We start from the raw sequence: 22,888 nt of genomic DNA, 5'->3' as shown, positions 1-22,888 counted from the left end.
ATGGAAACGCACTGTCATATAGTTTTCCTGCGCTTGCAGTGCGATCTGACGTGTCGGATGCACTTCCGAACGCAAAGTTCAGGGAACGATCTTGTAGCCGCCGTTTTCGGTAATGAGGATTTCGGCGTTGGAAGGATCGCGTTCAATCTTCTGGCGCAGGCGGTAGACATGTGTTTCCAAAGTATGAGTGGTCACACCGGAGTTATAGCCCCAGACTTCTTCCAGCAGAACGTCGCGGGTGACAACCGTATTTCCGGCTCTGTAAAGATAGCGGATGATTGCCGCTTCTTTCTCTGTCAAGCGGATCTTTTTGTTGTCTTCCGTCGTCAGAAGCTTCTGGCTCGGCTTGAACTGGTACGGACCAACCGTAAAGACGGCGTCTTCACTCTGCTCGTACTGGCGCAACTGTGCGCGGATGCGCGCCAGCAGCACCGCAAAGCGGAACGGTTTGGTGACGTAGTCGTTGGCGCCAGCCTCGAGTCCGAGGATTGTATCGGAATCGGTGTCATGGCCTGTCAGCATGATGATGGGTGCCTTGAAGCCGCCCTTGCGCATCAATTTGACCGCTTCACGCCCATCCATGTCAGGCAGGCCAACATCCATGATCAACAAGTCAACCTGCGCGTCCTTGACCGTCTGGATGGCCTTGGCAGCGTTTGCGCCTGTCAGCAGCGAGAACTCCTCATAGGGCGACAATTGCTCGCTCAGCGTCTCACGCAGGTCATCATCGTCGTCAACAAGAAGGATTGTTCGAGCCGTCATGCGTTGCTTGCCTTTTGTTTCAATAACTTGTTTGCGGTTCGAACTCATATTTAGTGCTCAGAACGCAGGATAAAAGGCAAAAAAGCGTGATAATGGGCGATTAGTGCCTCCCTTCATGATTTTCGGGGTATTTTTCGCGCTCAAAGCACCTCGTTAGCGCAAATAAAAAAGGCCGCCCCGTTTCCGGTGCGGCCTTCCGATATCCAGAACGAGGCCGAGGCCTCATTCGAAATCTTATTCAGCAGCTGCTTCTGCTGCCTTTGCTGCTTCTTCTGCAGCCTTTGCTTCAGCGGCGTCTGCTGCTGCCTTTTCGGCTGCCAGAGCCTGTGCTGCTGCAACCTTTTCAGCTTCCAGACGTGCCTTTTCTTCGGCAATTGCCTGACGCTCAGCGTCGTTCAGCTTGCGAGCGCGTGTACCAGTGTTTTCAATGATACGTGCAGACTTACCGCGACGGTCGCGCAGGTAGTACAGCTTCGCGCGACGAACCTTACCGCGACGAACAACTTCAACGCCTTCAACCAGCGGAGAGTACATCGGGAATACGCGCTCAACGCCTTCGCCGTAGGAAATTTTGCGAACTGTGAAGCTTTCGTTGATGCCGCCGCCGGAACGGGCGATAACGACGCCTTCGTAAGCCTGTACGCGTGTACGGGTACCTTCCGTAACGCGTACGTTAACGCGAACGGTGTCACCTGGGGAGAACTCAGGCAGGGTGCGCTTGGCAGCAATCTTGGCGGCCTGTTCGGCTTCCAGCTGTTCGATAATGTTAGTCATATTAACCTCTAATTTCTTCTGAAACAGCCAGAGCGCTCAACATGGTCCTCTTGGATCAAAGCCTCGAGGGTTTGCCTTGCGGCAGGAGCGAATTCACCATTCTTTGCTTGCGGTTAAGGGATATTTCCCATTTCCACGGGCGCAAATACAGCAAAGTGGCGCATTTGTCATCCCATTAAACGCAATATTTATCACCAAAAGCCGGTTCAGCATGGATTGCGAGGCCCAAAAGCACGCTATATGGCATGCCCATTCCCGGGAGAGGTTCCATGTCGATCTTTATGGCAGTTCTTTTATTTGCGACAGGGCTTTTCGCCGGCATAGCCAATGCCATTGCCGGTGGTGGCACGTTTTTGACATTTGGTGCTATGACACTGGCTGGCATCACACCGATCTCGGCCAATGCGACATCCGCGATCGTCCAGTTTCCAGGCTATGTCACCTCGGCCATCGCCTACCTGCCGGAAATCAGGCGCCATTGGCGCGAGGCCGTTGTGTTGTGCATCGTCTCAGTGATTGGCGCATTGATGGGTGCGCTTCTCTTGCTGTCGCTGGACAACAGTTCTTTCAGGCAACTGGTGCCTTGGCTGCTGTTTGCTGCAACCGTGCTTTTTGCCGCCGGTCCGTGGCTGAGGCCCAAATCCAGCACGGAGCGTTCGGCGGGTAACCTGTCCAGTGTGCTGTGCCAGGGATTGGTGTCCATCTACGGCGGCTTTTTCAGCGCCGGTCTTGGCATCATGATGTTGGCCGTCCTCGGCCTGACGACGGGTGGCAGCTATCACTACATGAACGCGTTGAAAAACCTGCTGTCGGTCGTCGTTGCCTTTATCGCCATTGTTGTTTTTGTCAGCGGAGGCGTTGTCTCATGGATGGCGGCGCTGGTGATGATCCCCGGTGCTGCGATCGGCGGATATGTTGGGGTTCATATCGCAAGACGTGTGCCGCAGTGGCTGGTGCGTCTGCTTGTCGTTGCCGTCGGAACCATGCTGACAGGGTATTATTTCTTCACGCTCTGACTGTCTTTTGGCAGAAGATCAGGCCGACGTTCGCGTGTCAGGGCGAGTGCCTGTTCGCGTCGCCATTTTTCAATGGCAGCGTGGTTTCCGGAGGTCAGAACAGCGGGAATATCGCGTTCTTCCCAGACCTGCGGGCGCGTGTAATGGGGGTGTTCCAACAGGCCGCCCTCGAAACTCTCATGCACGCCAGAGAGGTCGTTGCCCATCACACCTGGCAGAATACGCACCACCGCATCCAGAAGCGTCAGCGCTGCCGGTTCACCGCCGGACAGGATGTAATCGCCAATGCAGACCTCTTCGAGATTGCGGGCATCAATGACGCGCTGGTCGATGCCTTCAAAGCGACCGCAAACGATAATGGCGCCTTCTGCCTCGGCCAGTTGGCGCACGCGCTCCTGTGTCAAAGGCTTTCCGCGTGGGCTCATCAACAGACGTGGTCTGTTATCACCCTGCGAGACGTGATCAATGGCCCGTGCCAGAACGTCCGGTTTCAGCACCATGCCGGCACCACCGCCTGCGGGCGTGTCATCGACGCTACGATGTTTGTCTGTTGCAAATTCGCGAATCTGCACCGTTTCCAACGACCACTGTTCACGCTCAAGCGCCTTGCCAGCGAGTGAGTAGCCCAAATGTCCCGGAAACATTTCCGGGTAGAGTGTCAGGACGGTGGCCTTGAAGGTCATGTTATTTCTTCTTGCCGAAAACCGGATGGTCAGGATCGTCCTTGCCATCATCGGGGTTATCGATCAGTCCGGCGGCCATCGGGTCAATGAGGATCTTGCCAGCTTCGAGATCGATTTCCAGAACCGCCGCTTCCGAGAAAGGAATAAGGGCAGGGCGTCTTCCCGCACCTTTCAGCTCCAACAGATCGCCAGCGCCAAAGTCATGAACGGCGGTGACCGAACCATAGCTCTTGCCATCGGCGTCAACGGCTTCAAGCCCTTCCAGATCGGTGTAGAAAAACTCGTCATCATCAAGTTCGTCGTCGGGCAGATTTTCCCGATCGATGAAAAGCTCAAGACCGTTCAGGGCTTCTGCCGCATTGCGGTCGTTGATCCCACGGAACCTGACGATCACCACCGTCTTGTTCTCGCGCATTTCGAGAATTTCGAAAACACGTCCGTCAGCCGCTACAAGGTTGCCGTAATCGCCGAGCGCCATAGCGTCGTCTGTATAGGAGCTGACGCGCACTTCACCGCGCAGGCCTTGCGCCGCGCCGATTTTGGCCATCAGAATCGGGTTTTCCAGCTTTGCCATGGGCTCGTCCGTTGGAGAATGTTGATGAAGATGCTTGTAAAAGCATGCATTCGAAATTGAAACAAAAAATGCCTGAAACCCGGCCAGTTGCGCTTTTAAAACGTCGATGGCTCAAGTGTTTCAAAACAAAAACGGGCAGCATGAACCATGCCACCCGCTTCTTGATGCATAAATGCCGGACTTATTCGGCAGCAGAAGCTTCTGCAGCAGCAGCAGCGGCGTCTTCAGCCTTCTGCTTCTTCTCAGCAATACGCTCCAGCGCCTTCTTGCCTGGCTTTGCCTTGTCTGGGTTGCTGCGTGTTGCACGCTCAGCAATACCAGCTTCGTTCAGGAAGCGCAGAACGCGGTCGGTTGGCTGTGCGCCCTTTTCGAGCCAGGTCTTCACCAGGTCAGCGTTCAGTTCGATGCGCAGTGGGTTGTCCTTGGCCAGCATTGGGTTCCAGGAACCAACCTTTTCGAGGAAACGGCCGTCGCGTGGCGAACGGGCGTCAGCAACTACGATCTGGTAGTAAGGGCGCTTCTTGGAACCACCGCGTGCGAGACGAATTTTAAGTGTCATGTCATTTACTCCTTGAGATGTCGTGTCCGCCTATCAGGCGGTCTTTTCGTTGCTGCCATGTTCGGCAGCGATTGCTTCATGATGCCGGATGACTTCCTTGATGATGAAGTTCAAGAACTTCTCGGCGAAATCCGGATCCAGATTGGCATCCTTTGCCAGACGGCGAAGGCGTTCGATCTGGTATTCTTCGCGCGCCGGATCTGCCGGCGGCAATTCGTACTTGGCTTTCAGGACACCGACTGCCTTGGTGCAGCGGAACCGTTCAGCCAGAACATGGACCAGTGCTGCATCGATGTTGTCGATGGACTGGCGGTATTCTGCGAGCTGGGCTTTCACTTCAGAATTGGTCATGATCGCACTCACTTCTTCTTCGGAAAGCCAGGTAGGCCGGGCAATCCGCCGCCGCCCAGACCGGGAAGTCCGCCTGGCAGGCCACCGAGGCCTGGCATTGCGCCTGGTTTGGTCAGTCCTGCGGCTTCGGCCTGCTTCTGCAAGGCTTCAAGCTGCTTGGGGTCCATGTTGGCGAGATCAGGCATGCCGCCCATTCCACCCATGCCGCCAAGGCCCATTTTGCCTGCAAGGCCGCCCATCATCTGCTTCATGATGCCGCCCTTGCCTTTACCGCCCATGGCTTTCATCATATCGGCCATGCCGCGATGCATCTTGAGCAGCTTGTTGATTTCGGCGGCATCCGTGCCGGAACCGGCGGCGATACGCTTTTTGCGGCTATGCTTGAGCATATCAGGATTGGCACGCTCAGCCTTGGTCATCGACGAGATGATGGCGATCTGGCGGTCGAACATCTTGTCGTTCAGACCGGCCGAAGCCATCTTGTCCTTCATGCCTGCCATGCCGGGCATCAGACCCATGATGCCGCCCATGCCGCCCATCTTTTTCATCTGGGCAAGTTGGTCAGCAAGATCATTGAGGTCGAATTTGCCCTTGGCCATTTTTTCGGCCATGGCGCGGGCTTTTTCGGCGTCGATGTTTTCAGCGGCTTTTTCAACCAGCGAAACAATGTCGCCCATGCCGAGAATACGGTCTGCGATACGGCGTGGATGGAATTCATCCAGTTCGCCCATACGCTCGCCCGTACCAATCAGCTTGATCGGCTTGCCGGTAACAGCGCGCATCGAAAGGGCGGCACCGCCGCGGCCATCACCGTCCATACGGGTCAGGACAAGGCCGGTGATGCCAACGCGCTCATCGAAATTGCGGGCGAGATTGACGGCGTCCTGACCGGTCAAGCTGTCGGCAACCAGCAGGATTTCATGCGGGTTGGACTTCTTCTTGATATCGGCCATTTCCAGCATCAACGGTTCGTCGATGTGGGTACGGCCAGCCGTATCGAGGATGACGACGTCATGGCCGCCGAGTTTCGCAGCCTGAACGGCGCGTGCGGCGATATCTGTCGGGGACTGTCCGGCGATAACAGGCAGGGTGTCGATGCCGGTCTGTACGCCAAGCTGGCGCAGCTGTTCCTGGGCGGCTGGACGACGCGTGTCGAGAGATGCCATCAGCACCTTCTTCTTCTCGCGGTCGGTCAGGCGCTTGGCGATTTTGCCGGTGGTGGTTGTCTTACCAGAACCCTGCAGACCCACCATCATGATAACAACAGGGGCCGGTGCATGAAGGTCGATTGAAACGCCTTCAGAACCCAGCATTTCAACCAGCTCGTCGTGAACGATCTTCACAACCATCTGGCCAGGCTTGATGGACTTTAGAACGGAAGCGCCAACTGCCTTTTCACGCACCTTGTCCGTGAAGGAACGTACAACTTCCAGCGCCACGTCGGCTTCCAAAAGCGCGCGGCGAACCTCGCGCAGGGCTGCCGATACATCGGCTTCCGACAGCGCGCCACGGCCGGTCAGTCCATTTAGAATGGAACCAAGGCGGTCCTGGAGGTTTTCAAACATCGTTTCTTCCTTCTTCGTTCCGGGGTTTCCGAAACGTCGGTGCTTTTGCTGGCAAAAACAAGACGCAAAGCCAAAAAGCACCCGAGGGCGCGACGCGCTGTCGGGTGTTGACCTCCGGGATCTCTTTATACCTTTTCGGGTCCCGGTCGGTGGCTTGGAGTCTTGAAACTGCCAGCTAATCGGTGCGGATAAACAGGAAAGTGATGGGAAAGTCAAGGCTCTCAGGTGTTTTAGAGGCCTTGGGCAATAACTCCCGGCAATGTGATGGCAAAGCAAGGTCCTGTCACATTGAATATAGCCGGTGCCGTGGCTATATCATCGCGATGAAACGTCGCAACCTTTTTCGATTGTCAGCTCTGGCCGCGCTTGCTGCGGGTGGTGTTTTTGCCGCCACCAAGTCGAAGGCGGCTGGCTATTATCACGGCCCGGTTTCCGATCACTTTGACGGGACACGTTTTTTTAACCCCGGTGGTGAACCTCCGGGGAATTTTTTTGATCTTTTGAAATGGCGCACCAACGGTGCAAAGGCCACTTGGCCGCAGGATTATCCCAGTCCTTATCCGACCGCAAAACCGGACCAGCGGGTCAATGGCGCCGATTTGCGCATTACTTTTGTCGGTCACGCGTCTTTCCTGATCCAGACGGCCGGCCTGAACATCCTGGCTGATCCGGTTTGGTCGCAGCGGACGAGCCCTTTTTCCTTCGCCGGCCCGAAGCGGGTCAATCCGCCCGGTATCGTGTTCGAGGATCTTCCGCCAATCGACATCGTTCTGGTGACACATAATCATTACGACCATCTCGATATCGAGACCTTGAAGCGATTGCAGGCTGCCCATAAACCAACATTCATTACGCCACTGGGCAATGACAGCATTATCCTGTCCGATGTGCCTGATGCGAAGATAGAGGTCGGTGATTGGGGCGATGTGATCACCGCTGGTAACGGCGTGAAAATTCACGTGGAGCCCTGCCATCATTGGTCTGCGCGTGGTTTGAATGATCGGCGCATGGCGCTCTGGGCGGCATTTGTCATCGAGACACCCGGCGGTAAAATATACCACATTGGCGATACTGGTTTCTTTCAGGGCAACAACTATCGGGCTGTGAAGGAAAAACATGGCGCGTTTCGCCTGGCAAACCTGCCGTTTGGTGCCTACGAACCACGCTGGTTCATGAAGGGGCAACACCAGAACCCGGCAGAGGCGGTGGAGGGCATGGTGCTGTGTGATGCGCGGCATGTCTGCGGTCATCACTGGGGTACCGTTCAGCTGACTGATGAGGCGATTGATGCACCGGTGTTTGCGCTTCAACTGGCGCTCAATGAAAAAGGGCTGGAGCACAACCGTTTCCGACCGATGCGTCCCGGTGAGGTTTTCGACGTTCCTGCGTGAGTGGCCTTTTCAGGATTAGGGCCAGCCACTGTTCGCAGCCATGATCATACGCGGCTGACGCATGCCATGCATGTTGGCTCAAGGCTGGTAATTTGCTGCACTTTCCGCCATATAGGGCAAAATAAGCCTGCTCTCTGTGACGGGCATTTTCTCTATCAGGTACACGAGCTATGGCGAACACGGTCGAATTTGCGAAGATGAATGGACTTGGAAACAAGATCCTGGTTGTCGATATGCGCGGCCGCACTGACGATGTCACGCCGGAAGCTGCGATTGCGCTGAATGCGGATACAGCCACCCAGTTCGATCAGATCATGGCGATCCATGACCCCAAACTTGCCGGTACCGACGCTTATATCGATATTCTCAACTGTGATGGAACCAAGGCGCAGGCGTGTGGCAATGGTACGCGCTGTGTGGTGCAGGCGCTGTCGTCCGAAACAGGCAAAAAGACCTTCACCTTCCAGACTGTTGCCGGCATTCTGAATGCTGTAGAACACGAGGATGGCATGATTTCGGTCGACATGGGCAAGCCCAGGTTTGGCTGGCAGGAAATTCCTCTGTCCGAGGAGTTCCATGATACCAGCCGCATCGAATTGCAGATCGGGCCCATCGACAATCCCATCCTGCATTCGCCAGCCGTAATGTCGATGGGCAATCCGCACGCTATCTTCTGGGTCGATCGTGATCCGATGGACTTCGATCTGGAGCGTTTCGGTCCACTGCTTGAAAACCATCCGATGTTTCCGGAAAAGGCCAATATAACGTTGGCGCAGGTCACGTCAGACGCATCACTGCGCACCCGCACATGGGAACGTGGTGCAGGCTTGACGCTTGCCTGCGGTTCTGCCGCCTGTGCAGCCGGCGTCAGCGCGGCACGCACGGGTAGAACCGGGCGTACCGTGACCATCGATGTTGCCTCAAGCCCGATCCGTGTGCCGCTGACCATCGAATGGCGCGATGATGATCATGTCATGATGACTGGTCCTGCCGAATGGGAATGGTCCGGTGCCGTTGATCCGCAGAATGGCACTTGGCAGCGCGATGAAGCCAGTGAGACATCGTCCCGTGAGGCTTCAGTAAAATGAGCGGCGTCGAGGTCATTACCTTCGGCTGTCGTCTCAATACCTATGAATCGGAAGTGATGAAGGCCGAGGCGGAAAAAGCCGGGCTCAACAATGCCGTTCTGGTCAATACCTGTGCCGTGACGGGCGAGGCTGTGCGTCAGGCGCGCCAGGCCATTCGGCGTGCGCGCCGCGACAATCCGCACGCCCGCATCATTGTTACCGGTTGTGCTGCACAGACCGAGAAGCTGACCTTTGCCGACATGCCTGAGGTGGATGCAGTGCTCGGTAATGAGGAGAAGCTGAAAAGCGCTTCCTACCGCGCCCTTCCGGATTTTGGTGTGTCTGCGGAAGAAAAACTGCGCGTCAACGATATCATGAGCATCAAGGCGACAGCGCCGCAAATGGTCAAACATATTGACGGGCACGTTCGCGCGTTTATTCAGGTACAGAATGGCTGTGATCATCGCTGCACCTTTTGTATCATTCCTTATGGTCGCGGTAACTCTCGCTCGGTGCCGATGGGAGCGGTTGTCGAACAGGCCCGCAAGCTGACCGAAAGCGGTTACCGCGAAATCGTGCTGACCGGGGTGGATGCGACCAGTTATGGTGCTGATCTGCCGGGTGAACCTTCGCTTGGTTATCTCGCCAAGACCTTGCTGAAACAGGTGCCGGATATCCTGCGCTTGCGGCTGTCGTCGATCGACAGCATAGAAGCAGACAAACATTTGATGGATCTGATCGCCGATGAACCACGGTTCATGCCGCATCTGCATCTCTCGCTGCAGCATGGCGACGACATGATCCTGAAACGCATGAAGCGCCGTCATCTGCGCGATGATGCCATTCGTTTCTGCAACGAGGTAAGGGCTCTGCGGCCTGATATTGCATTCGGTGCTGACATGATTGCCGGTTTCCCGACAGAAACCGAAGACATGTTCGAAAATGCTGCCACACTTGCGGAAGAGTGCGGCATTTCCAATTTGCATGTTTTTCCCTACAGTCCGCGTGCCGGAACACCGGCAGCGCGCATGCCGCAGCTTGACCGTGGTCTGGTGAAAGAGCGTGCGGCAAGGCTACGTGAGCGGGGTGAGGTGCTAAAACTTCGTCATCTGCAAAATATGGTTGGCAGCGAGCAGACTATTCTGGTTGAAAACAACGGTTTTGCGCATACCGACAATTTTACGCTGGTTGCAGCCCCATCGCTTGAGCCGCGCACTCTTGCGCGTGTTGCGATTACCGGTCACAACGGCAAGCACCTTACAATGGAACTTCTGGCTGCAAACGCGGCCTGAGAAAACGATACGGAACTATCATGGCCCTTGGCTTCATCAAAAAGGTCTTTTCATTCGGCAAGGACAAAGCCGAAGACGACAAGGCTGAACCAAATGGCCTGAAGGAACAGTCATCTGAAGCTGCCTTTGAACAGGCTTTGGCCGAAGCGCAGCAACATTCTCCCGTCGATGACCCGGTGCTTGAAGTCGAGGTCGAAACTGCTGGTGGCCCTGCTCCCGATGAAGTGATGCAGTCAGACGCGGTTGAACCGCAGACGGAACCGGATGATGCGCCACTGCTTCCTGCTGCATTGGAAGCCAGCGATATTGGTGTCGTACCTCTTTCGCTGCTCGAGGTTGAAGCGGAAGCCGAAGCGGCAGAGGATGAAACGTCGTTTGCCGTCGCTGATGAACCGGTCGTTGAAGACGAGCCGGTAACAACGGCTGATAAGGCCGAGGCCGTTGTTGAGGCCGAAGAACAAATTATTTCATCTGCGATTGCGGAAACGGCTGCGACTGTGCTGCCGAAAGGATTTTCGACAGCCAGCGAGATTGTTGTGCCGGTTGAAGAAACACCGCAGCAGAAGCTGACATGGTTTCAGCGTCTTCGTGCCGGGTTGGCGCGGACTTCTTCGCAACTGACCAGCCAGATCTCGGCGTTGTTCACCAAGCGCAAGCTGGACGAAGACACACTGGACGAGCTGGAAGATTTGCTGATTCAGTCAGACCTTGGTGTCGAAACTGCGATGCGCATCACCGGTGCATTGTCGTCCGAGCGTTATGGCAAGGATGTCAGCGGCGAAGATGTGGCGCGCATCATGGCTGGTGAAATCACCAAGGTTTTGACCCCGGTCGCCAAGCCGCTGCAACTTGATCTCAATCACAAACCACATGTCATTCTGGTGGTGGGTGTCAATGGTACCGGCAAAACCACGACCATTGGCAAGCTTGCGGCCAAACTGTCCGGTTCCGGGCTCAAGGTTATGCTTGCAGCAGGCGACACGTTCCGTGCCGCGGCGATTGAACAGTTGAAAATCTGGGCGGATCGTACCGGATCTGAGTTCATCGGGACGAAGCTGGGCGCTGATGCTGCTGGCCTTGCCTATGACGCCTATGAGCAGGCGCGGGCCCAAAAAAGCGACGTTCTGATTATCGATACGGCCGGCCGTTTGCAGAACAAGACAGAGTTGATGGCCGAGCTTGAAAAGATCGTGCGTGTGCTTGGCAAGCTTGATCCAGACGCGCCGCACACTGTCTTGCAAACACTTGATGCAACGACAGGCCAGAACGCCATGAACCAGGTGGAGATTTTCCGCAACGTGGCGGGTGTGAATGGCCTGATTATGACAAAATTGGATGGCACGGCTCGCGGCGGTATCCTCGTTGCCATTGCTGCGAAGCACAAGCTGCCGGTTTATTTCATCGGCGTGGGCGAAGGCGTGGACGATCTGGAACCGTTTGAGGCAGAAGATTTCGCGAAGGCGATTGCGGGAGTTTGATGATGGACGTGGAAAGCAATCAGCGCGAAAGCGAAAATATGGTCAAGGAGACCAGCCCTCTGTTGAAGATGGTGCTGGAACTTGGCCCGTTGATGGTTTTCTTCTTTGCCAATTCGCGTGGTGACTGGCTTGCTGAAAAGTTTCCGGTGCTGACCGAATTCGGTGGCCCGATCTTTATCGCGACTGGTCTGTTCATGATTGCCACCGCCGCTTCGTTGATCGTGTCGTGGATCATGACCCGCAAACTGCCGATGATGCCGCTGATCTCCGGCATCGTGGTGTTTGTGTTTGGCGCGCTGACATTGTGGCTGCAGAACGACACTTTCATCAAGATGAAGCCCACCATCGTCAACACTCTGTTTGGTGCGATCCTGCTGGGTGGTTTGCTGTTTGGACAGTCGTTGCTGGGTTACGTCTTCAATTCCGCTTTCAAACTGACTGACGAAGGCTGGCGCAAGCTGACCCTTCGCTGGGGCATTTTTTTCCTGTTTCTCGCGGTGTTGAATGAAGTCGTTTGGCGGAACTCCTCGACCGATTTCTGGGTCGCTTTCAAGGTCTGGGGCACCATGCCGGTCACCGTTTTGTTCACCATGGCACAGATGCCGCTGATCATGCGTCACTCGGTTGAACCGCTGGTGAAAGACGAAAAATGACCGTTGCGGATCTCACTGTCAGCCGTAGCTCATCGCTGAAATGGTTTGGCGTCGCCGCAGCACTTCTGCTGGCGCAGATCGTCATTCTTTATTTCATGGGCCGTATTCCGATCTGCGAATGCAGCTACGTCAAGCTGTTCGAGCCGGGCGTCAACACACCGGGCAACTCGCAGCATTTGTCCGACTGGTATACGCCGTCGCATATCATTCACGGCTTCCTGTTCTTCGGCCTTGCATGGCTGCTGTTTCGCAAACAACCGATTGCTATGCGCCTGTCATTTGCGGTGTTGATCGAGGCCGCCTGGGAACTGCTTGAAAATTCCCCTCTGATTATCGACCGCTATCGCAGTGCCACCATGGCGCTTGGTTACTCCGGTGACAGTATTCTCAATTCGGCCATGGACACTGTTTTCATGGCGCTTGGTTTCTTCTTCGCCGCGCGCATGCCTGTATGGGTGACCGTCGTGGTGGCTGTTGTCTTTGAGGTGTTCACGGGGTGGCTGATCCGAGACAATCTGACGCTCAATGTCATCATGCTGCTGTGGCCGATCGATGCCATCAAGGAATGGCAGAACGCGATTTCCTGATCCGTGTAATAGTCGTCAATCGTTATGAAACAATACATAACTGATGTCACATCGTGCTGACTTCACATGGATTCTTAACGGAAAGCATCTAGATGTCCATGCTCGCTGGGGATCACGCATTGAACCGGATGCACGGCCATGCCGTGACGCCGGTAGCACCACGCATCGCATTTAACAAAAACTGTTTCTGATCAAGGCTTCGTCACCGTGCAGGATAATTTCGCCTATCTGCTTCCGTTTATCATGCTTACATTTGGCCTGGTATTTCTCGGTTTGCAGACCATGGGTTTCAAGCCTGCGCGTTTCTGGGGCATTGGTTACATCTGTGCGGCTCTGGGCTTTTCAAGCCCGATGTTTTTTGCCGATGATGCCTTTCTGGTGCATGCCCTGATTTCCAACATCCTGTTTTTTTCCGCGTTCTTTTTTTACGGCCATGCGTTGCTGGTGCAATTTGAGGTCAAGACGCTACTTGGTTGGCGCATCGGATTTCTGGCCGCAGCCTATGCGGTTGTGTCGTATTTTATTGTCTTCCAGATCGATTTGCGCGCTGAACTTGCGCTGAGTGATTTGATGTGCGCTGCGCTGCTTGCGCCGTGCATCCTGCTGGTCGCAAATAAGACCCGGCATGTAATGGACAAGGTGCTACTGGCGGCGAGCTCGGCCGTGGTATTGGAAACTATTATTCGCGTGAGCGTGCTTCTGGTGATGACACCGGGCGGTTCGCCTCGTGACATTGATGCCTTCATGGCGTCGGACTATGCATTCCTGATGCAGATGACTGCCAGTATCTTCGGTTTCCTGATGGCGCTTGCCGTGCTGGCCAGTGTGGTTGCCAATGTTCTTTTGCAGCATCGCCATGCCGCTGATCATGATCCGCTCACTGGTCTGTTGAACCGACGTGGTTTTGATGACCGTTCTCCGGATTTCCGCGGACAGGAACAGCCGGAAGGCACCGTTTTGATGTGCGATATCGACCACTTCAAACATGTCAACGACCAGTTCGGACATGCGGCCGGTGATCGTGTTATCATCGGTTTTGCCGAATTGTTGAAGGAACGCCTGCCGCCACAAGCGCGTATCGCTCGCTTTGGCGGCGAGGAATTCGTGGTCTATCTGCCAGACACAACGGCGACGGAAATTGCTGTGCTTGCCAATATGTTGCGCGTCAGTTTCGCGGCCCGCGAATGGACAGCTGTCGGTATTGACCGGCAGATCAGCGCAAGTTTCGGCATTTCATCAATTGCCAGAGGCGACCACTCCATTCACGACGCGATCGCGAGAGCCGACAGCTTTCTTTACAAAGCGAAATCCAATGGCCGCAATCAGGTGGTTCAGGAAGGCATGTCCGTGCTGACGACGCAGTCTGCGCCGCCGCTAAAGATCATTTCCATTCTTTGATTGGGCTTACCACGGTCAAACCGTGCTCAGCTTCCGGATACAGCCTTTTCAATGGCTGGCAGCAGGCCCTTTTCCAGCGTTGCAGGATCGATAGGGCCAACCTTCTTGTAAACAATGGTGCCATTCTTATCGACGAGGTAGGTTTCCGGAATGCCGTAAACGCCCCAATCTATGGCCGCTTTGCCGTTGGGATCGACGCCGATTGCCTTGTAGGGATTACCCAACTCGCCCAGGAAACGCAGCGCGTTGTCGTTCTTGTCCTTGTAGTTGATGCCAACCACATTGATGCGGCTATCCTTCGACAGCTCTTTCAGCATCGGATGTTCCTGACGACAGGGTACACACCAAGATGCAAATACATTGACCAACGTCAGTTGGCCGGAAATGGCGGCAGTGGTCAGGGCCGGGGTGGCTGATCCTTCAAGTGGCGGCATGGCAAGCGATGGAGCTTGCGTGCCGATCAGGGCCGATGGAATGGCGCTGACATCCAGTCCGTTGACGTCCTGTTCGTAGAGCATCTTGGCAGCAACGGCTGCGAAACCTGCAAAAGCAACCAGTGGCAGCAAGGCAAAGAGGTAACGTGCCTTGCTTTTGGGGGCCTGTTTCGGGGCGCTGATGTCGTCGCTCATGCTGTTTCCCCGGTTTTTGGTTTGGCTGAGGCGCGGCGGCGAATGCCAGAGGCTTCCAGCTCTTTCAATTCCCGATTTCGTGCGCGGCCGTCCAGCATTACCCACCCGATCAATGCGATCACGATCAAGCCGGTCAGGCCATAGGACAGGCCGATGTAAAAGGCGTGGCTCATGTTTTACGCCTCCCTGTTGGCCATACGCGCGGCCAGGCGGCGCTGGGCGGCAATACGTCGGCGCAGGATTTCATTGCGCATGGCGGCGATATGCAACGTGAAAAACAACATGCTGAAACCAAATGCCATGATCAGCAGTGGCCAGAGAAATTCAGGGTCGATGGCCGGACCATCCATACGGATAACGCTGGCGGGCTGATGCAGCGTGTTCCACCATTCCACTGAGAACTTGATGATCGGAATGTTGACGAAACCGACCAGAATGAGCACTGCGCTGACGCGAGCGGCGCGCGAGGGATCATCCATGGCCTTGTTGAAAGCAATCAGGCCAAGATACATCAGAAACAGGATGAAGACCGAGGTCAGTCGTGCGTCCCACACCCACCATGTTCCCCACATGGGTTTGCCCCATAGTGAACCGGTAATCAGCGCTATCAGGGTAAAGGCGGCGCCGAGCGGTGCAGCAGCCTTGTGGCTGACATCGGCCAGTGGATGGCGCCAGACCAGCGTGCCGATCGCGGAAGCTGCCATGACCGTATAACACATCATCGCCAGCCAGGCGGCAGGCACATGCACATACATGATGCGCACAGTATTGCCCTGCTGATAATCGCCATCCGTCGTGAAGGATAGGTAGAGGCCAACCGCGATCAGCAGAGCAGTGATGGCGCTCATCCATGGCAGCAGGCGCGAGGCCAACGCCAGAAACCGGGTTGGGTTGGCGAGGTCGCTGAATTTGGTAATGGCAAGGCTCGTGTCGTTCATGCCGTCTTTCTACCTTGTGTCATGGCCACCTGCAATTGATCCCTGTCAATCGCTGCTGTTGCGCAGCGCCAAAGCCGCAAAGAAAGGCCCGATAACCGATGAAAATAGCGTGATCGCCATCAGGATCAGGAACGGCGGCAGAAATGGAGCGGGGTCCTGAACGGCGGCATAGGAGGCACTGACGCCGAAAATCAGCACGGGGATGGCAAGCGGCAGCACGAGGATGGACACCAGCAGCCCACCCCGCGGTAATGCGACGGCGACTGCTGCGCCGACCGCGCCGATGAAGGTCAAGGCCGGGGAGCCGACCAGCAGTGTTAGCATGACGGCACCAATAGCCACCTCGCTCATGTTCATGAAAAGGCCAAGCAGCGGCGAGGCGATGACGAGCGGCAGGCCGGTTGCGGTCCAGTGCGCCAGACATTTCACAAACACCGTCAGAACCAGCGGGTTTTCGTTCATCAGGATAAGATCGAGTGCACCGTCATCTCGTTCGGCTTGAAACAACCGGTCGAGACCCAGCAGTGCAGCGAGCAGCGCACCAATCCAGACGATGGCGGGCCCGATGCGCGACAGAAGATTGAGATCAGGTCCCACGCCAAAAGGAATGACGGCAACCACAGTCATGAAAAACAGCACGCCGATCAGGGCACCGCCACCTGCACGAATGGACAGTTTCAGGTCACGGAAAAACAGCGCGATCATGGCTGAGCACTTTTCTCGAGCGAGGTGAAGGAAAAATCTGACGTCACCAAACGGTCTCCACGCCTGCAAAACCCGTCATCTGCAATTCCTTCGCGTTCTTTAGCCCCAATGGCTGATGTGTAGCGGCAATAACGATGCCACCCTTTTGCAGATGCGCCTCAACCAGGCCGGTGAACATTTTATCGGCATTGGCATCAAGAGCGGCTGTCGGTTCATCCAGTATCCAGATTGGGCGCCATGCGACAAGCAGTTTGGCCATGGCGAATCGTCGCTGCTGGCCGGCGGACAGATAACCGAACGGCAGATGTGTGATACCTGAAAGACCGACGGCGTCTGCAGCGTCTTCCACGCTGATGGAGCAGCCACCAGTAAAGTCGCCGAGAAACTCTTTCCAGAATTGCAGATTTTCCGAAACAGTGAGTTCGGTTTTCATGGCGTTGCGGTGGCCGAGATAATGGCTGGCTTCGGCGGCGCGTGTGCCCGGCTCAACTCCTTCGCCGGCTATCTTTACGGTGCCGGTTTCCGGGTGGAGAAGGCCCGCAAGAACACGTAGCAAGGTGGATTTTCCCGACCCGTTGCGGCCGGTCAGAAGCAATGCTTCGCCATCAGTTAACATGAGGGAAATATTCATGAATATGAAATCTTCGCCTCTTTTGACCGATAGATGCTCCGCCGTCAGCAACATTGCTTCGCCTCATGTAAGATTTTGATCAATTCGAAAAAAAATTCGATTTGAATCGTCTTCTGATCTGGAACCTGTCTTAGAAATTATCTATATGAGTTTCAACCACGCCAGCGGTCGGCGTGATCATCATCTTCCGCCGGACCTGAGAATTGCAATTGCAAATTTCACGTGCGGACAGCGGAAATGGCCGTACCCGCATCCTGATGTGCATGAATAAGTGCATAGGTGTCTGCACGCGTGTGTTGGCTATCAGAGAACGGGGTTTATCCGTGACAAAATCTCTTGACAGTTTCCAATGTCGTTCCGTTCTTACCGTTGATGGTAAGGACTATGTTTATTACAGCCTGCCCAAAGCTGAAGCCAATGGCTTGAAGGGCGTTTCCAAGCTGCCTTATTCCATGAAGGTTCTTCTGGAAAACCTGCTTCGTTTCGAAGATGGTCGCTCGGTGACCAAGGCCGATATCGAAGCCGTTGCTGCATGGCTCGACAACAAGGGCGTCAAGGAAGCAGAAATTGCCTACCGCCCGGCCCGCGTGCTGATGCAGGACTTTACCGGTGTTCCAGCCGTGGTTGACCTTGCTGCAATGCGCGATGGTCTGAAGGCTCTGGGTGGTGATCCTGAAAAGATCAACCCGCTGGTTCCTGTCGACCTGGTTATCGATCACTCTGTTATCGTTGATGAATTCGGTACGCCGCAGGCTTTCGCCCGCAACGTGGATCTGGAATACCAGCGTAACGGTGAGCGTTACCGCTTCCTCAAGTGGGGCCAGCAGGCGTTCAAGAACTTCCGTGTCGTTCCTCCGGGCACCGGCATCTGTCACCAGGTGAACCTCGAATATCTCGGTCAGACAGTCTGGACGAAGGAAGAAGACGGCGAAACCATTGCCTATCCTGATACCTGCGTTGGTACCGACAGCCACACCACCATGATCAATGGTCTTGGCGTTCTGGGTTGGGGCGTCGGCGGCATTGAAGCTGAAGCTGCAATGCTCGGTCAGCCAGTGTCCATGCTGTTGCCTGAAGTTATCGGCTTCAAGCTGACCGGCAAGGTAAAGGAAGGCGTGACAGCCACCGACCTCGTACTGACCGTTGTGCAGATGCTGCGCAAAAAGGGTGTTGTTTCCAAGTTCGTTGAGTTCTTCGGCCCCGGCCTTGACTCAATGACACTGGCAGACCGTGCGACAATTGGTAACATGGGTCCGGAGTATGGCGCGACCTGTGGTTTCTTCCCTGTCGATAGTGAAACCGTCAATTACCTCAACATGTCCGGCCGTACGAAGGATCGTATTGCACTGGTGGAAGCCTATTCCAAGGTGCAGGGCATGTGGCGCGACAATGATGGTTCGCAGCTTGTGTTCACCGACACGCTGGAACTGGATCTTGGTGACGTTGTGCCATCGATGGCTGGCCCAAAGCGTCCGGAAGGTCGTCTGCCGCTGGAAACCATTGCGCCGAACTTCGCGACAGCTCTGGAAAACGACTACAAGAAACCCGGCCAGATTGACGCACGTTATGCGGTCGAAGGCACGGATTTCGATCTGGGTCATGGTGATGTAGCCATTGCCGCCATCACATCTTGCACCAACACATCCAACCCGTCGGTCCTGATCGCCGCCGGCCTTCTGGCTCGCAACGCCGTTGCCAAGGGCCTGAAGTCCAAGCCATGGGTCAAGACATCCCTGGCACCGGGATCGCAGGTGGTGGGTGAATATCTCGCCAAGTCCGGCTTGCAGAAGGAACTGGATGCGCTCGGCTTCAACCTGGTTGGTTTTGGTTGCACGACCTGCATCGGTAACTCCGGCCCGTTACCAGCGCCGATCTCCAAGACCATCAACGACAAGGGTCTGATTACCGCTGGCGTTCTGTCGGGCAACCGTAACTTCGAAGGCCGTATTTCTCCTGACGTGCAGGCCAACTACCTGGCTTCGCCGCCACTGGTTGTCGCTTACGCGCTGGCCGGTACGGTTCAGAAGGACCTGACCAAGGAGCCACTTGGAGAAGATCAGGACGGTAAGCCGGTTTACCTCAAAGATATCTGGCCAACCTCGGCAGAGGTGCAGCAGTTCATCCATAAGTATGTGACCAGAGAACTGTACGAAACCAAATATGCTGACGTGTTCAAGGGTGACGAAAACTGGCAGGCCGTTCAGGTTCCTGAAGGTCAAACCTATGCTTGGGACGACAAGTCCACCTATGTTCAGAACCCGCCATATTTCGTTGGTATGGGGAAAAAGGGCACGGGCGTCAAAAACATCAAGGGTGCTCGCGTTCTCGGCCTGTTCGGCGACAAGATCACCACCGACCATATTTCTCCGGCCGGTTCGATCAAGGCTGCTTCGCCAGCTGGCGCTTACCTGACTGAAAATGGCGTCGGTGTTGCCGACTTCAACCAGTACGGCACGCGCCGTGGCAACCATGAAGTGATGATGCGCGGCACGTTTGCCAACATCCGCATTCGCAACCACATGCTTGGACCGAACGGCAAGGAAGGTGGTTACACCATTCACTATCCATCCAAGGAAGAGATGTCGATTTACGATGCGGCCATGATGTACAAGGATGAAGGCGTTCCGCTGGTTATCTTTGCAGGCGTAGAATACGGCAACGGTTCGTCCCGTGACTGGGCCGCTAAGGGTACCAACCTTCTTGGTGTGAAGGCTGTGATTGCGCAGTCGTTCGAGCGTATTCACCGCTCCAATCTGGTTGGCATGGGCGTTGTTCCATTCACCTTCCAGGAAGGCACCACATGGGCAAGCCTTGGCCTCAAGGGTGATGAAATCGTCGAGATCGATGGTCTCGAAGGCGAGATCAAGCCACGTGAAACCAAGATCGCCAAGATCACTTACGGCGACGGCACGGTGAAGGAAATTCCTCTGCTTTGCCGCATCGATACGCTGGATGAAGTCACTTACATGGACAATGGCGGTATTCTCCAGACCGTTCTTCGCGATCTGGCTGCCTGATAATACTCAGGGCAACAAGAAACGCCGGGAGAAATCCCGGCGTTTTGCGTATTAGAGGCAATTGTCAAATGTAGTCTGTTCACTTACAAATTTTGACGAGCATGAAATGTGATCGACCCTCACCCCTTCGTGACTTCCCTTTGAACGTGTTTCGCGCTTATTTTCCAGCAACGCCCGATAGGTTTTATAGCAGATGAACATCCGGACGTTTGTGCGGATGAAAGGCCCAAGATCGCAATGCTTCTGAAATATGGTTTCCCCCTTCTTCTTATCAGTGTCGCAACCGCCAGTCCTGCTCTTGCACAAACATCGCCGGACCAGCCGAAGGGTGTGGTAGAACTGTTTACCTCGCAGGGTTGCGCTTCCTGTCCGCCAGCTGATGCGGCGTTGCAGAAGATGATCGAGAAGGGTGACGTCATAGGCCTGTCATTCCACGTCGATTACTGGAACTATCTCGGCTGGAATGATTCCCTTAGCTCCAAGGAAAATACCGAACGTCAGTATGGTTATGCCCGCGCGCTTGGCCGTAACGGCGTTTATACGCCACAAGCCGTTCTGAACGGTCGCGACCATGCAAAGGGTGCCGATAGCAAGGCGATTTACAGCAAGCTTGAGGAATTTGCCTCGAGCGGCAAGGGACTGGTTGTCCCTGTTCAGTCCAGCCTGGTCAACGACGAGATCGAGATCAATATTGGTGCCGGCCAAGGCAAAGCGGATATCGTCGTAGCCTATTTCAACCAGCAGCAAATGGTTGATGTGACGCGCGGAGAAAACAAGGGCCGCAAGATTTCCTACTGGCACAGTGTTTATGACGTGCAGACAGTGGGGATGTGGAACGGCGAGGCAATGAAGGTCAATCTGCCTGCCAGCGTTCTTGGAAAAGCCAAGAAGGGCGGCTGTGCGGTGCTGCTGCAAACTGCCAATGAAACGGGTGATCCCTCAGCGATTATCGGCGCCAGCATTTTGATGAATGAGGCGAAATAGTCTTATCCGGTCCGGGCATTGGGGGCTGGGGGTAAAGGGTCAATGCACCGAACCGGGTCATTTGGTGCCTAGACATCAATTGACAGGCTTCACACTGACATCCAATTTAGGCAGTGATTTGACCGAAATGCGGCGATTCTAATTTCACTGTTTCACGTCGCAACACGCGCTTTTGCGTCGTTTTACTTGCAATTTTCTCAGGCTGGGGCAACACTGTCACCAACCTGTTATGATTTGCAGCGAGGCGCGCATGACCGATCAGCCGGATTTGTCGCAGGGCGGTAATTCGACGCGAGACGGTTCGACCGTCGTTGATCTTCGTGAATATCAAAGAAACAAGGATCCCTTGCCGGTGACCTTCCATCGTCGGGAACTCGACGCCATTTTGTGGATTTATGGCCGCATGGTGGGCGACGGCGAATGGCGTGATTATGCCATCGACCACTTGAAAGACCGGGCGGTGTTTTCGGTTTTCAAACGATCAGGTGAGATGCCGCTTTACCGGATTGAAAAGAACCCAAAGCTTGCGGCGAAACAGGGCGCTTACAGCGTCATCAACGTGAATGGCACGATTTTGAAGCGTGGCCATGAGTTGCGGCAGGTGCTGAAGGTTTTCGACAAGACCCTGAAGCTGGTCGAATAACTGATTGCCAACCCCTATTGTACGTTAGTGGCGGGCTTTCTCCGTCGCCGTTGCTATACGGTTTCCTGATCTATCGTTTTGCCGGATTGTCGTTGCGAGAGCGCTGCTACGCTGAGCGTCGGCACTCGCGGTTGCTGCATGCTGTAAATCTGAGGCAACAAAAAAAGGCGGCCCGAAAGCCGCCTTCTTCATGTGGGTTTCCACCCCTCTTAGTCGTTGCGGTTACCGAGGAACTGCAACAGGAAGGTGAAGAGATTGATGAAGTCGAGATAGAGTGTCAGCGCACCCATGATGGCCTTGCGACCAGCAACGGCAACGTCGTCACCATCGAAATACATTTCCTTGATCTTCTGGGTGTCATAGGCTGTCAAACCAGCAAAGATCAGAACACCGATGGCCGAGATGGCAAAGCCCATAGCAGAAGACTGCAGGAAAATGTTGACGATCGACGCGATGATCAGACCGAACAGACCCATGATAAGGAACGAGCCCATGCCGGACAGGTTCTTTTTCGTGGTGTAACCGTACAGCGACAGCGCGCCGAACGAAGCGGCGGTGACGAAGAACGTCTGAACAATGCTCTGGCCAGTGTAGACCACGAAGATCGACGACAGGGACAGACCCATCATTGCAGCATAGACCCAGAAGGTGGTCTGCGCAGCGGCGACGCTCATTTTATGAACGCGGAAGCTGAGGAAGAACACCATGCCGAGCGGAGCAAGCATCACAACCCAACGCAGCGGCGAACCGTAAAGGGCCGCGCCAAGAGCCGTCAACATTGTTCCGTTGCCAAGCTGTGCAGCAGCAGCTGATGGATCTGTTGTAGTTGCCATCGAGAATGTGAAGTAAGCAGCGATACCGGTGATCGCGAGACCCACAGCCATAAGGTTATAAACCTTGACCATGTAGCTACGCAGACCTTCATCGATCATCGCATCCGTCTGGCCGCGGGTCTGCGCCATTCGGTTTTGGTAATTGTTGAAATCAGCCATTTGTTCCTCTTTCAAGCTCCGGAATTATTCACGGTGTCGGGATAACTCCCAGGCGCCGCTGCGGAGCTTCAGCAAGCCTGTCCAAAATATGATGGGAGAATGTGTTTGATACAAGACCTTTTGTATCCAAAAACACCAAATACGGGAAAATCGCGATCAATTTATCGAAGATTACCAAGAATTAATCGTTAAAGTTATG

24 protein-coding genes are annotated in these 22,888 nt (G+C 55.0%); 11 read left to right on the top strand and 13 right to left on the bottom strand.

What is annotated here, in order from left to right; translation table 11 throughout:
* Positions 1-78: 78 nt before the first annotated feature.
* Together ACZ5FM_RS15795 and rplS are read right to left on the bottom strand one after the other, a co-directional pair.
* Positions 79-762 carry a response regulator transcription factor gene (locus tag ACZ5FM_RS15795; protein WP_312947082.1) on the bottom strand — a complete coding sequence of 228 codons (684 nt, stop codon included), beginning with the start codon at positions 760-762 and terminating at the stop codon, positions 79-81.
* 234 nt (positions 763-996) lie between these two features.
* A complete protein-coding gene (gene rplS, locus ACZ5FM_RS15790) occupies positions 997-1,536 on the bottom strand; it encodes a 50S ribosomal protein L19 (protein ID WP_192490471.1) in 540 nt (179 codons plus the stop codon).
* Positions 1,537-1,805: 269 nt separating this feature from the next.
* On the opposite strand from rplS, the gene ACZ5FM_RS15785 reads away from it, so the two are divergent.
* Positions 1,806-2,552, top strand: a complete 747-nt coding sequence (locus ACZ5FM_RS15785; RefSeq protein ID WP_464039196.1) for a sulfite exporter TauE/SafE family protein — start codon at positions 1,806-1,808, stop codon at positions 2,550-2,552.
* On the opposite strand, the gene trmD is transcribed toward ACZ5FM_RS15785, so the two are convergent.
* The 5 genes from trmD to ffh form a co-directional block, all read right to left on the bottom strand.
* Positions 2,534-3,235, bottom strand: a complete 702-nt coding sequence (gene trmD, locus ACZ5FM_RS15780; protein ID WP_275643363.1) for a tRNA (guanosine(37)-N1)-methyltransferase TrmD — start codon at positions 3,233-3,235, stop codon at positions 2,534-2,536. The genes ACZ5FM_RS15785 and trmD overlap by 19 nt on opposite strands.
* Position 3,236: 1 nt before the next feature.
* Complete coding sequence (gene rimM, locus ACZ5FM_RS15775) at positions 3,237-3,809, bottom strand: ribosome maturation factor RimM (RefSeq protein ID WP_192490468.1); 573 nt, start codon at positions 3,807-3,809, stop codon at positions 3,237-3,239.
* A gap of 181 nt (positions 3,810-3,990) precedes the next feature.
* Positions 3,991-4,368: a 30S ribosomal protein S16 gene (gene rpsP / locus ACZ5FM_RS15770; protein WP_192490467.1), complete on the bottom strand. Its 378-nt coding sequence runs from the start codon at positions 4,366-4,368 to the stop codon at positions 3,991-3,993.
* A gap of 33 nt (positions 4,369-4,401) precedes the next feature.
* On the bottom strand, positions 4,402-4,719 hold the full coding sequence (locus ACZ5FM_RS15765) for a chorismate mutase (RefSeq protein ID WP_192490466.1): 318 nt from the start codon (positions 4,717-4,719) through the stop codon (positions 4,402-4,404).
* An 8-nt stretch (positions 4,720-4,727) separates the two neighbouring features.
* Positions 4,728-6,284, bottom strand: coding sequence for a signal recognition particle protein (gene ffh / locus ACZ5FM_RS15760; protein WP_464039195.1), 1,557 nt, complete (start codon positions 6,282-6,284; stop codon positions 4,728-4,730).
* Positions 6,285-6,607: 323 nt separating this feature from the next.
* Between ffh and ACZ5FM_RS15755 the strand changes: the two genes are divergently transcribed.
* From ACZ5FM_RS15755 to ACZ5FM_RS15725, 7 genes are all read left to right on the top strand, one after another.
* Positions 6,608-7,675 (top strand): MBL fold metallo-hydrolase, encoded by a 1,068-nt coding sequence (locus ACZ5FM_RS15755; RefSeq protein ID WP_464039194.1) that lies wholly within the window; start codon positions 6,608-6,610, stop codon positions 7,673-7,675.
* Positions 7,676-7,845: 170 nt separating this feature from the next.
* Positions 7,846-8,763, top strand: coding sequence for a diaminopimelate epimerase (gene dapF, locus ACZ5FM_RS15750; RefSeq protein ID WP_464039193.1), 918 nt, complete (start codon positions 7,846-7,848; stop codon positions 8,761-8,763).
* Positions 8,760-10,034, top strand: a complete 1,275-nt coding sequence (gene mtaB / locus ACZ5FM_RS15745; RefSeq protein WP_259149058.1) for a tRNA (N(6)-L-threonylcarbamoyladenosine(37)-C(2))-methylthiotransferase MtaB — start codon at positions 8,760-8,762, stop codon at positions 10,032-10,034. The genes dapF and mtaB overlap by 4 nt, the downstream gene beginning before the upstream one ends.
* Before the next feature lie 20 nt (positions 10,035-10,054).
* The gene (ftsY, locus tag ACZ5FM_RS15740; protein ID WP_464039192.1) at positions 10,055-11,512 is read left to right on the top strand and encodes a signal recognition particle-docking protein FtsY; all 1,458 of its coding nucleotides are present in this window, start codon (positions 10,055-10,057) and stop codon (positions 11,510-11,512) included.
* Between the two features lie 2 nt (positions 11,513-11,514).
* Positions 11,515-12,165, top strand: a complete 651-nt coding sequence (locus tag ACZ5FM_RS15735) for a septation protein A (protein WP_250984356.1) — start codon at positions 11,515-11,517, stop codon at positions 12,163-12,165.
* Positions 12,162-12,752, top strand: a complete 591-nt coding sequence (locus ACZ5FM_RS15730) for a DUF2585 domain-containing protein (RefSeq protein WP_464039191.1) — start codon at positions 12,162-12,164, stop codon at positions 12,750-12,752. Before ACZ5FM_RS15735 ends, ACZ5FM_RS15730 begins: the two co-directional genes overlap by 4 nt.
* 207 nt (positions 12,753-12,959) lie before the next feature.
* Positions 12,960-14,150, top strand: coding sequence for a GGDEF domain-containing protein (locus ACZ5FM_RS15725; protein ID WP_464039190.1), 1,191 nt, complete (start codon positions 12,960-12,962; stop codon positions 14,148-14,150).
* Positions 14,151-14,176: 26 nt separating this feature from the next.
* Here the strand turns inward: ACZ5FM_RS15725 and ACZ5FM_RS15720 are convergent, their stop codons facing one another.
* Genes ACZ5FM_RS15720 through ccmA form a run of 5 tightly spaced genes read right to left on the bottom strand, consistent with a single transcriptional unit; the run spans position 14,177 to position 17,107 of the window.
* Positions 14,177-14,779, bottom strand: coding sequence for a DsbE family thiol:disulfide interchange protein (locus ACZ5FM_RS15720; protein ID WP_312947057.1), 603 nt, complete (start codon positions 14,777-14,779; stop codon positions 14,177-14,179).
* Positions 14,776-14,952 (bottom strand): heme exporter protein CcmD, encoded by a 177-nt coding sequence (gene ccmD / locus ACZ5FM_RS15715; RefSeq protein WP_192490457.1) that lies wholly within the window; start codon positions 14,950-14,952, stop codon positions 14,776-14,778. The genes ACZ5FM_RS15720 and ccmD overlap by 4 nt, the downstream gene beginning before the upstream one ends.
* A 3-nt stretch (positions 14,953-14,955) precedes the next feature.
* On the bottom strand, positions 14,956-15,717 hold the full coding sequence (locus tag ACZ5FM_RS15710) for a heme ABC transporter permease (protein WP_464039188.1): 762 nt from the start codon (positions 15,715-15,717) through the stop codon (positions 14,956-14,958).
* Between the two features lie 45 nt (positions 15,718-15,762).
* The gene (gene ccmB / locus ACZ5FM_RS15705) at positions 15,763-16,422 is read right to left on the bottom strand and encodes a heme exporter protein CcmB (protein ID WP_250984252.1); all 660 of its coding nucleotides are present in this window, start codon (positions 16,420-16,422) and stop codon (positions 15,763-15,765) included.
* A 43-nt stretch (positions 16,423-16,465) separates the two neighbouring features.
* A complete protein-coding gene (ccmA, locus tag ACZ5FM_RS15700) occupies positions 16,466-17,107 on the bottom strand; it encodes a heme ABC exporter ATP-binding protein CcmA (protein ID WP_464039187.1) in 642 nt (213 codons plus the stop codon).
* A 269-nt stretch (positions 17,108-17,376) separates the two neighbouring features.
* Here ccmA and acnA point away from each other — a divergent pair, with 269 nt between their 5' ends.
* From acnA to ACZ5FM_RS15685, 3 genes are all read left to right on the top strand, one after another.
* Positions 17,377-20,070: an aconitate hydratase AcnA gene (gene acnA, locus ACZ5FM_RS15695; RefSeq protein ID WP_464039186.1), complete on the top strand. Its 2,694-nt coding sequence runs from the start codon at positions 17,377-17,379 to the stop codon at positions 20,068-20,070.
* Positions 20,071-20,307: 237 nt separating this feature from the next.
* A complete protein-coding gene (locus tag ACZ5FM_RS15690) occupies positions 20,308-21,054 on the top strand; it encodes a DUF1223 domain-containing protein (protein WP_275643643.1) in 747 nt (248 codons plus the stop codon).
* A gap of 250 nt (positions 21,055-21,304) precedes the next feature.
* Positions 21,305-21,697, top strand: a complete 393-nt coding sequence (locus ACZ5FM_RS15685) for a DUF2794 domain-containing protein (RefSeq protein WP_464039185.1) — start codon at positions 21,305-21,307, stop codon at positions 21,695-21,697.
* A 209-nt stretch (positions 21,698-21,906) separates the two neighbouring features.
* Here ACZ5FM_RS15685 and ACZ5FM_RS15680 read toward each other — a convergent pair whose 3' ends face one another.
* Positions 21,907-22,689, bottom strand: a complete 783-nt coding sequence (locus ACZ5FM_RS15680) for a Bax inhibitor-1/YccA family protein (RefSeq protein WP_464039184.1) — start codon at positions 22,687-22,689, stop codon at positions 21,907-21,909.
* Between the last annotated feature and the right edge of the window lie 199 nt (positions 22,690-22,888).

This window comes from Agrobacterium sp. 5Ca50 (assembly GCF_055381905.1).
This window is presented reverse-complemented; position numbering and strand designations above follow the sequence as displayed.

Bases quoted from the DNA above. Each gene is read 5' to 3' on its own strand.
- ACZ5FM_RS15795 (WP_312947082.1), bottom strand. From the start codon at position 762: ATGACGGCTCGAACAATCCTTCTTGTTGACGACGATGATGACCTGCGT.
- rplS (WP_192490471.1), bottom strand. From the start codon at position 1,536: ATGACTAACATTATCGAACAGCTGGAAGCCGAACAGGCCGCCAAGATT.
- ACZ5FM_RS15785 (WP_464039196.1), top strand. From the start codon at position 1,806: ATGTCGATCTTTATGGCAGTTCTTTTATTTGCGACAGGGCTTTTCGCC.
- trmD (WP_275643363.1), bottom strand. From the start codon at position 3,235: ATGACCTTCAAGGCCACCGTCCTGACACTCTACCCGGAAATGTTTCCG.
- rimM (WP_192490468.1), bottom strand. From the start codon at position 3,809: ATGGCAAAGCTGGAAAACCCGATTCTGATGGCCAAAATCGGCGCGGCG.
- rpsP (WP_192490467.1), bottom strand. From the start codon at position 4,368: ATGACACTTAAAATTCGTCTCGCACGCGGTGGTTCCAAGAAGCGCCCT.
- ACZ5FM_RS15765 (WP_192490466.1), bottom strand. From the start codon at position 4,719: ATGACCAATTCTGAAGTGAAAGCCCAGCTCGCAGAATACCGCCAGTCC.
- ffh (WP_464039195.1), bottom strand. From the start codon at position 6,284: ATGTTTGAAAACCTCCAGGACCGCCTTGGTTCCATTCTAAATGGACTG.
- ACZ5FM_RS15755 (WP_464039194.1), top strand. From the start codon at position 6,608: ATGAAACGTCGCAACCTTTTTCGATTGTCAGCTCTGGCCGCGCTTGCT.
- dapF (WP_464039193.1), top strand. From the start codon at position 7,846: ATGGCGAACACGGTCGAATTTGCGAAGATGAATGGACTTGGAAACAAG.
- mtaB (WP_259149058.1), top strand. From the start codon at position 8,760: ATGAGCGGCGTCGAGGTCATTACCTTCGGCTGTCGTCTCAATACCTAT.
- ftsY (WP_464039192.1), top strand. From the start codon at position 10,055: ATGGCCCTTGGCTTCATCAAAAAGGTCTTTTCATTCGGCAAGGACAAA.
- ACZ5FM_RS15735 (WP_250984356.1), top strand. From the start codon at position 11,515: ATGGACGTGGAAAGCAATCAGCGCGAAAGCGAAAATATGGTCAAGGAG.
- ACZ5FM_RS15730 (WP_464039191.1), top strand. From the start codon at position 12,162: ATGACCGTTGCGGATCTCACTGTCAGCCGTAGCTCATCGCTGAAATGG.
- ACZ5FM_RS15720 (WP_312947057.1), bottom strand. From the start codon at position 14,779: ATGAGCGACGACATCAGCGCCCCGAAACAGGCCCCCAAAAGCAAGGCA.
- ccmD (WP_192490457.1), bottom strand. From the start codon at position 14,952: ATGAGCCACGCCTTTTACATCGGCCTGTCCTATGGCCTGACCGGCTTG.
- ACZ5FM_RS15710 (WP_464039188.1), bottom strand. From the start codon at position 15,717: ATGAACGACACGAGCCTTGCCATTACCAAATTCAGCGACCTCGCCAAC.
- ccmB (WP_250984252.1), bottom strand. From the start codon at position 16,422: ATGATCGCGCTGTTTTTCCGTGACCTGAAACTGTCCATTCGTGCAGGT.
- ccmA (WP_464039187.1), bottom strand. From the start codon at position 17,107: ATGTTGCTGACGGCGGAGCATCTATCGGTCAAAAGAGGCGAAGATTTC.
- ACZ5FM_RS15690 (WP_275643643.1), top strand. From the start codon at position 20,308: ATGCTTCTGAAATATGGTTTCCCCCTTCTTCTTATCAGTGTCGCAACC.
- ACZ5FM_RS15685 (WP_464039185.1), top strand. From the start codon at position 21,305: ATGACCGATCAGCCGGATTTGTCGCAGGGCGGTAATTCGACGCGAGAC.
- ACZ5FM_RS15680 (WP_464039184.1), bottom strand. From the start codon at position 22,689: ATGGCTGATTTCAACAATTACCAAAACCGAATGGCGCAGACCCGCGGC.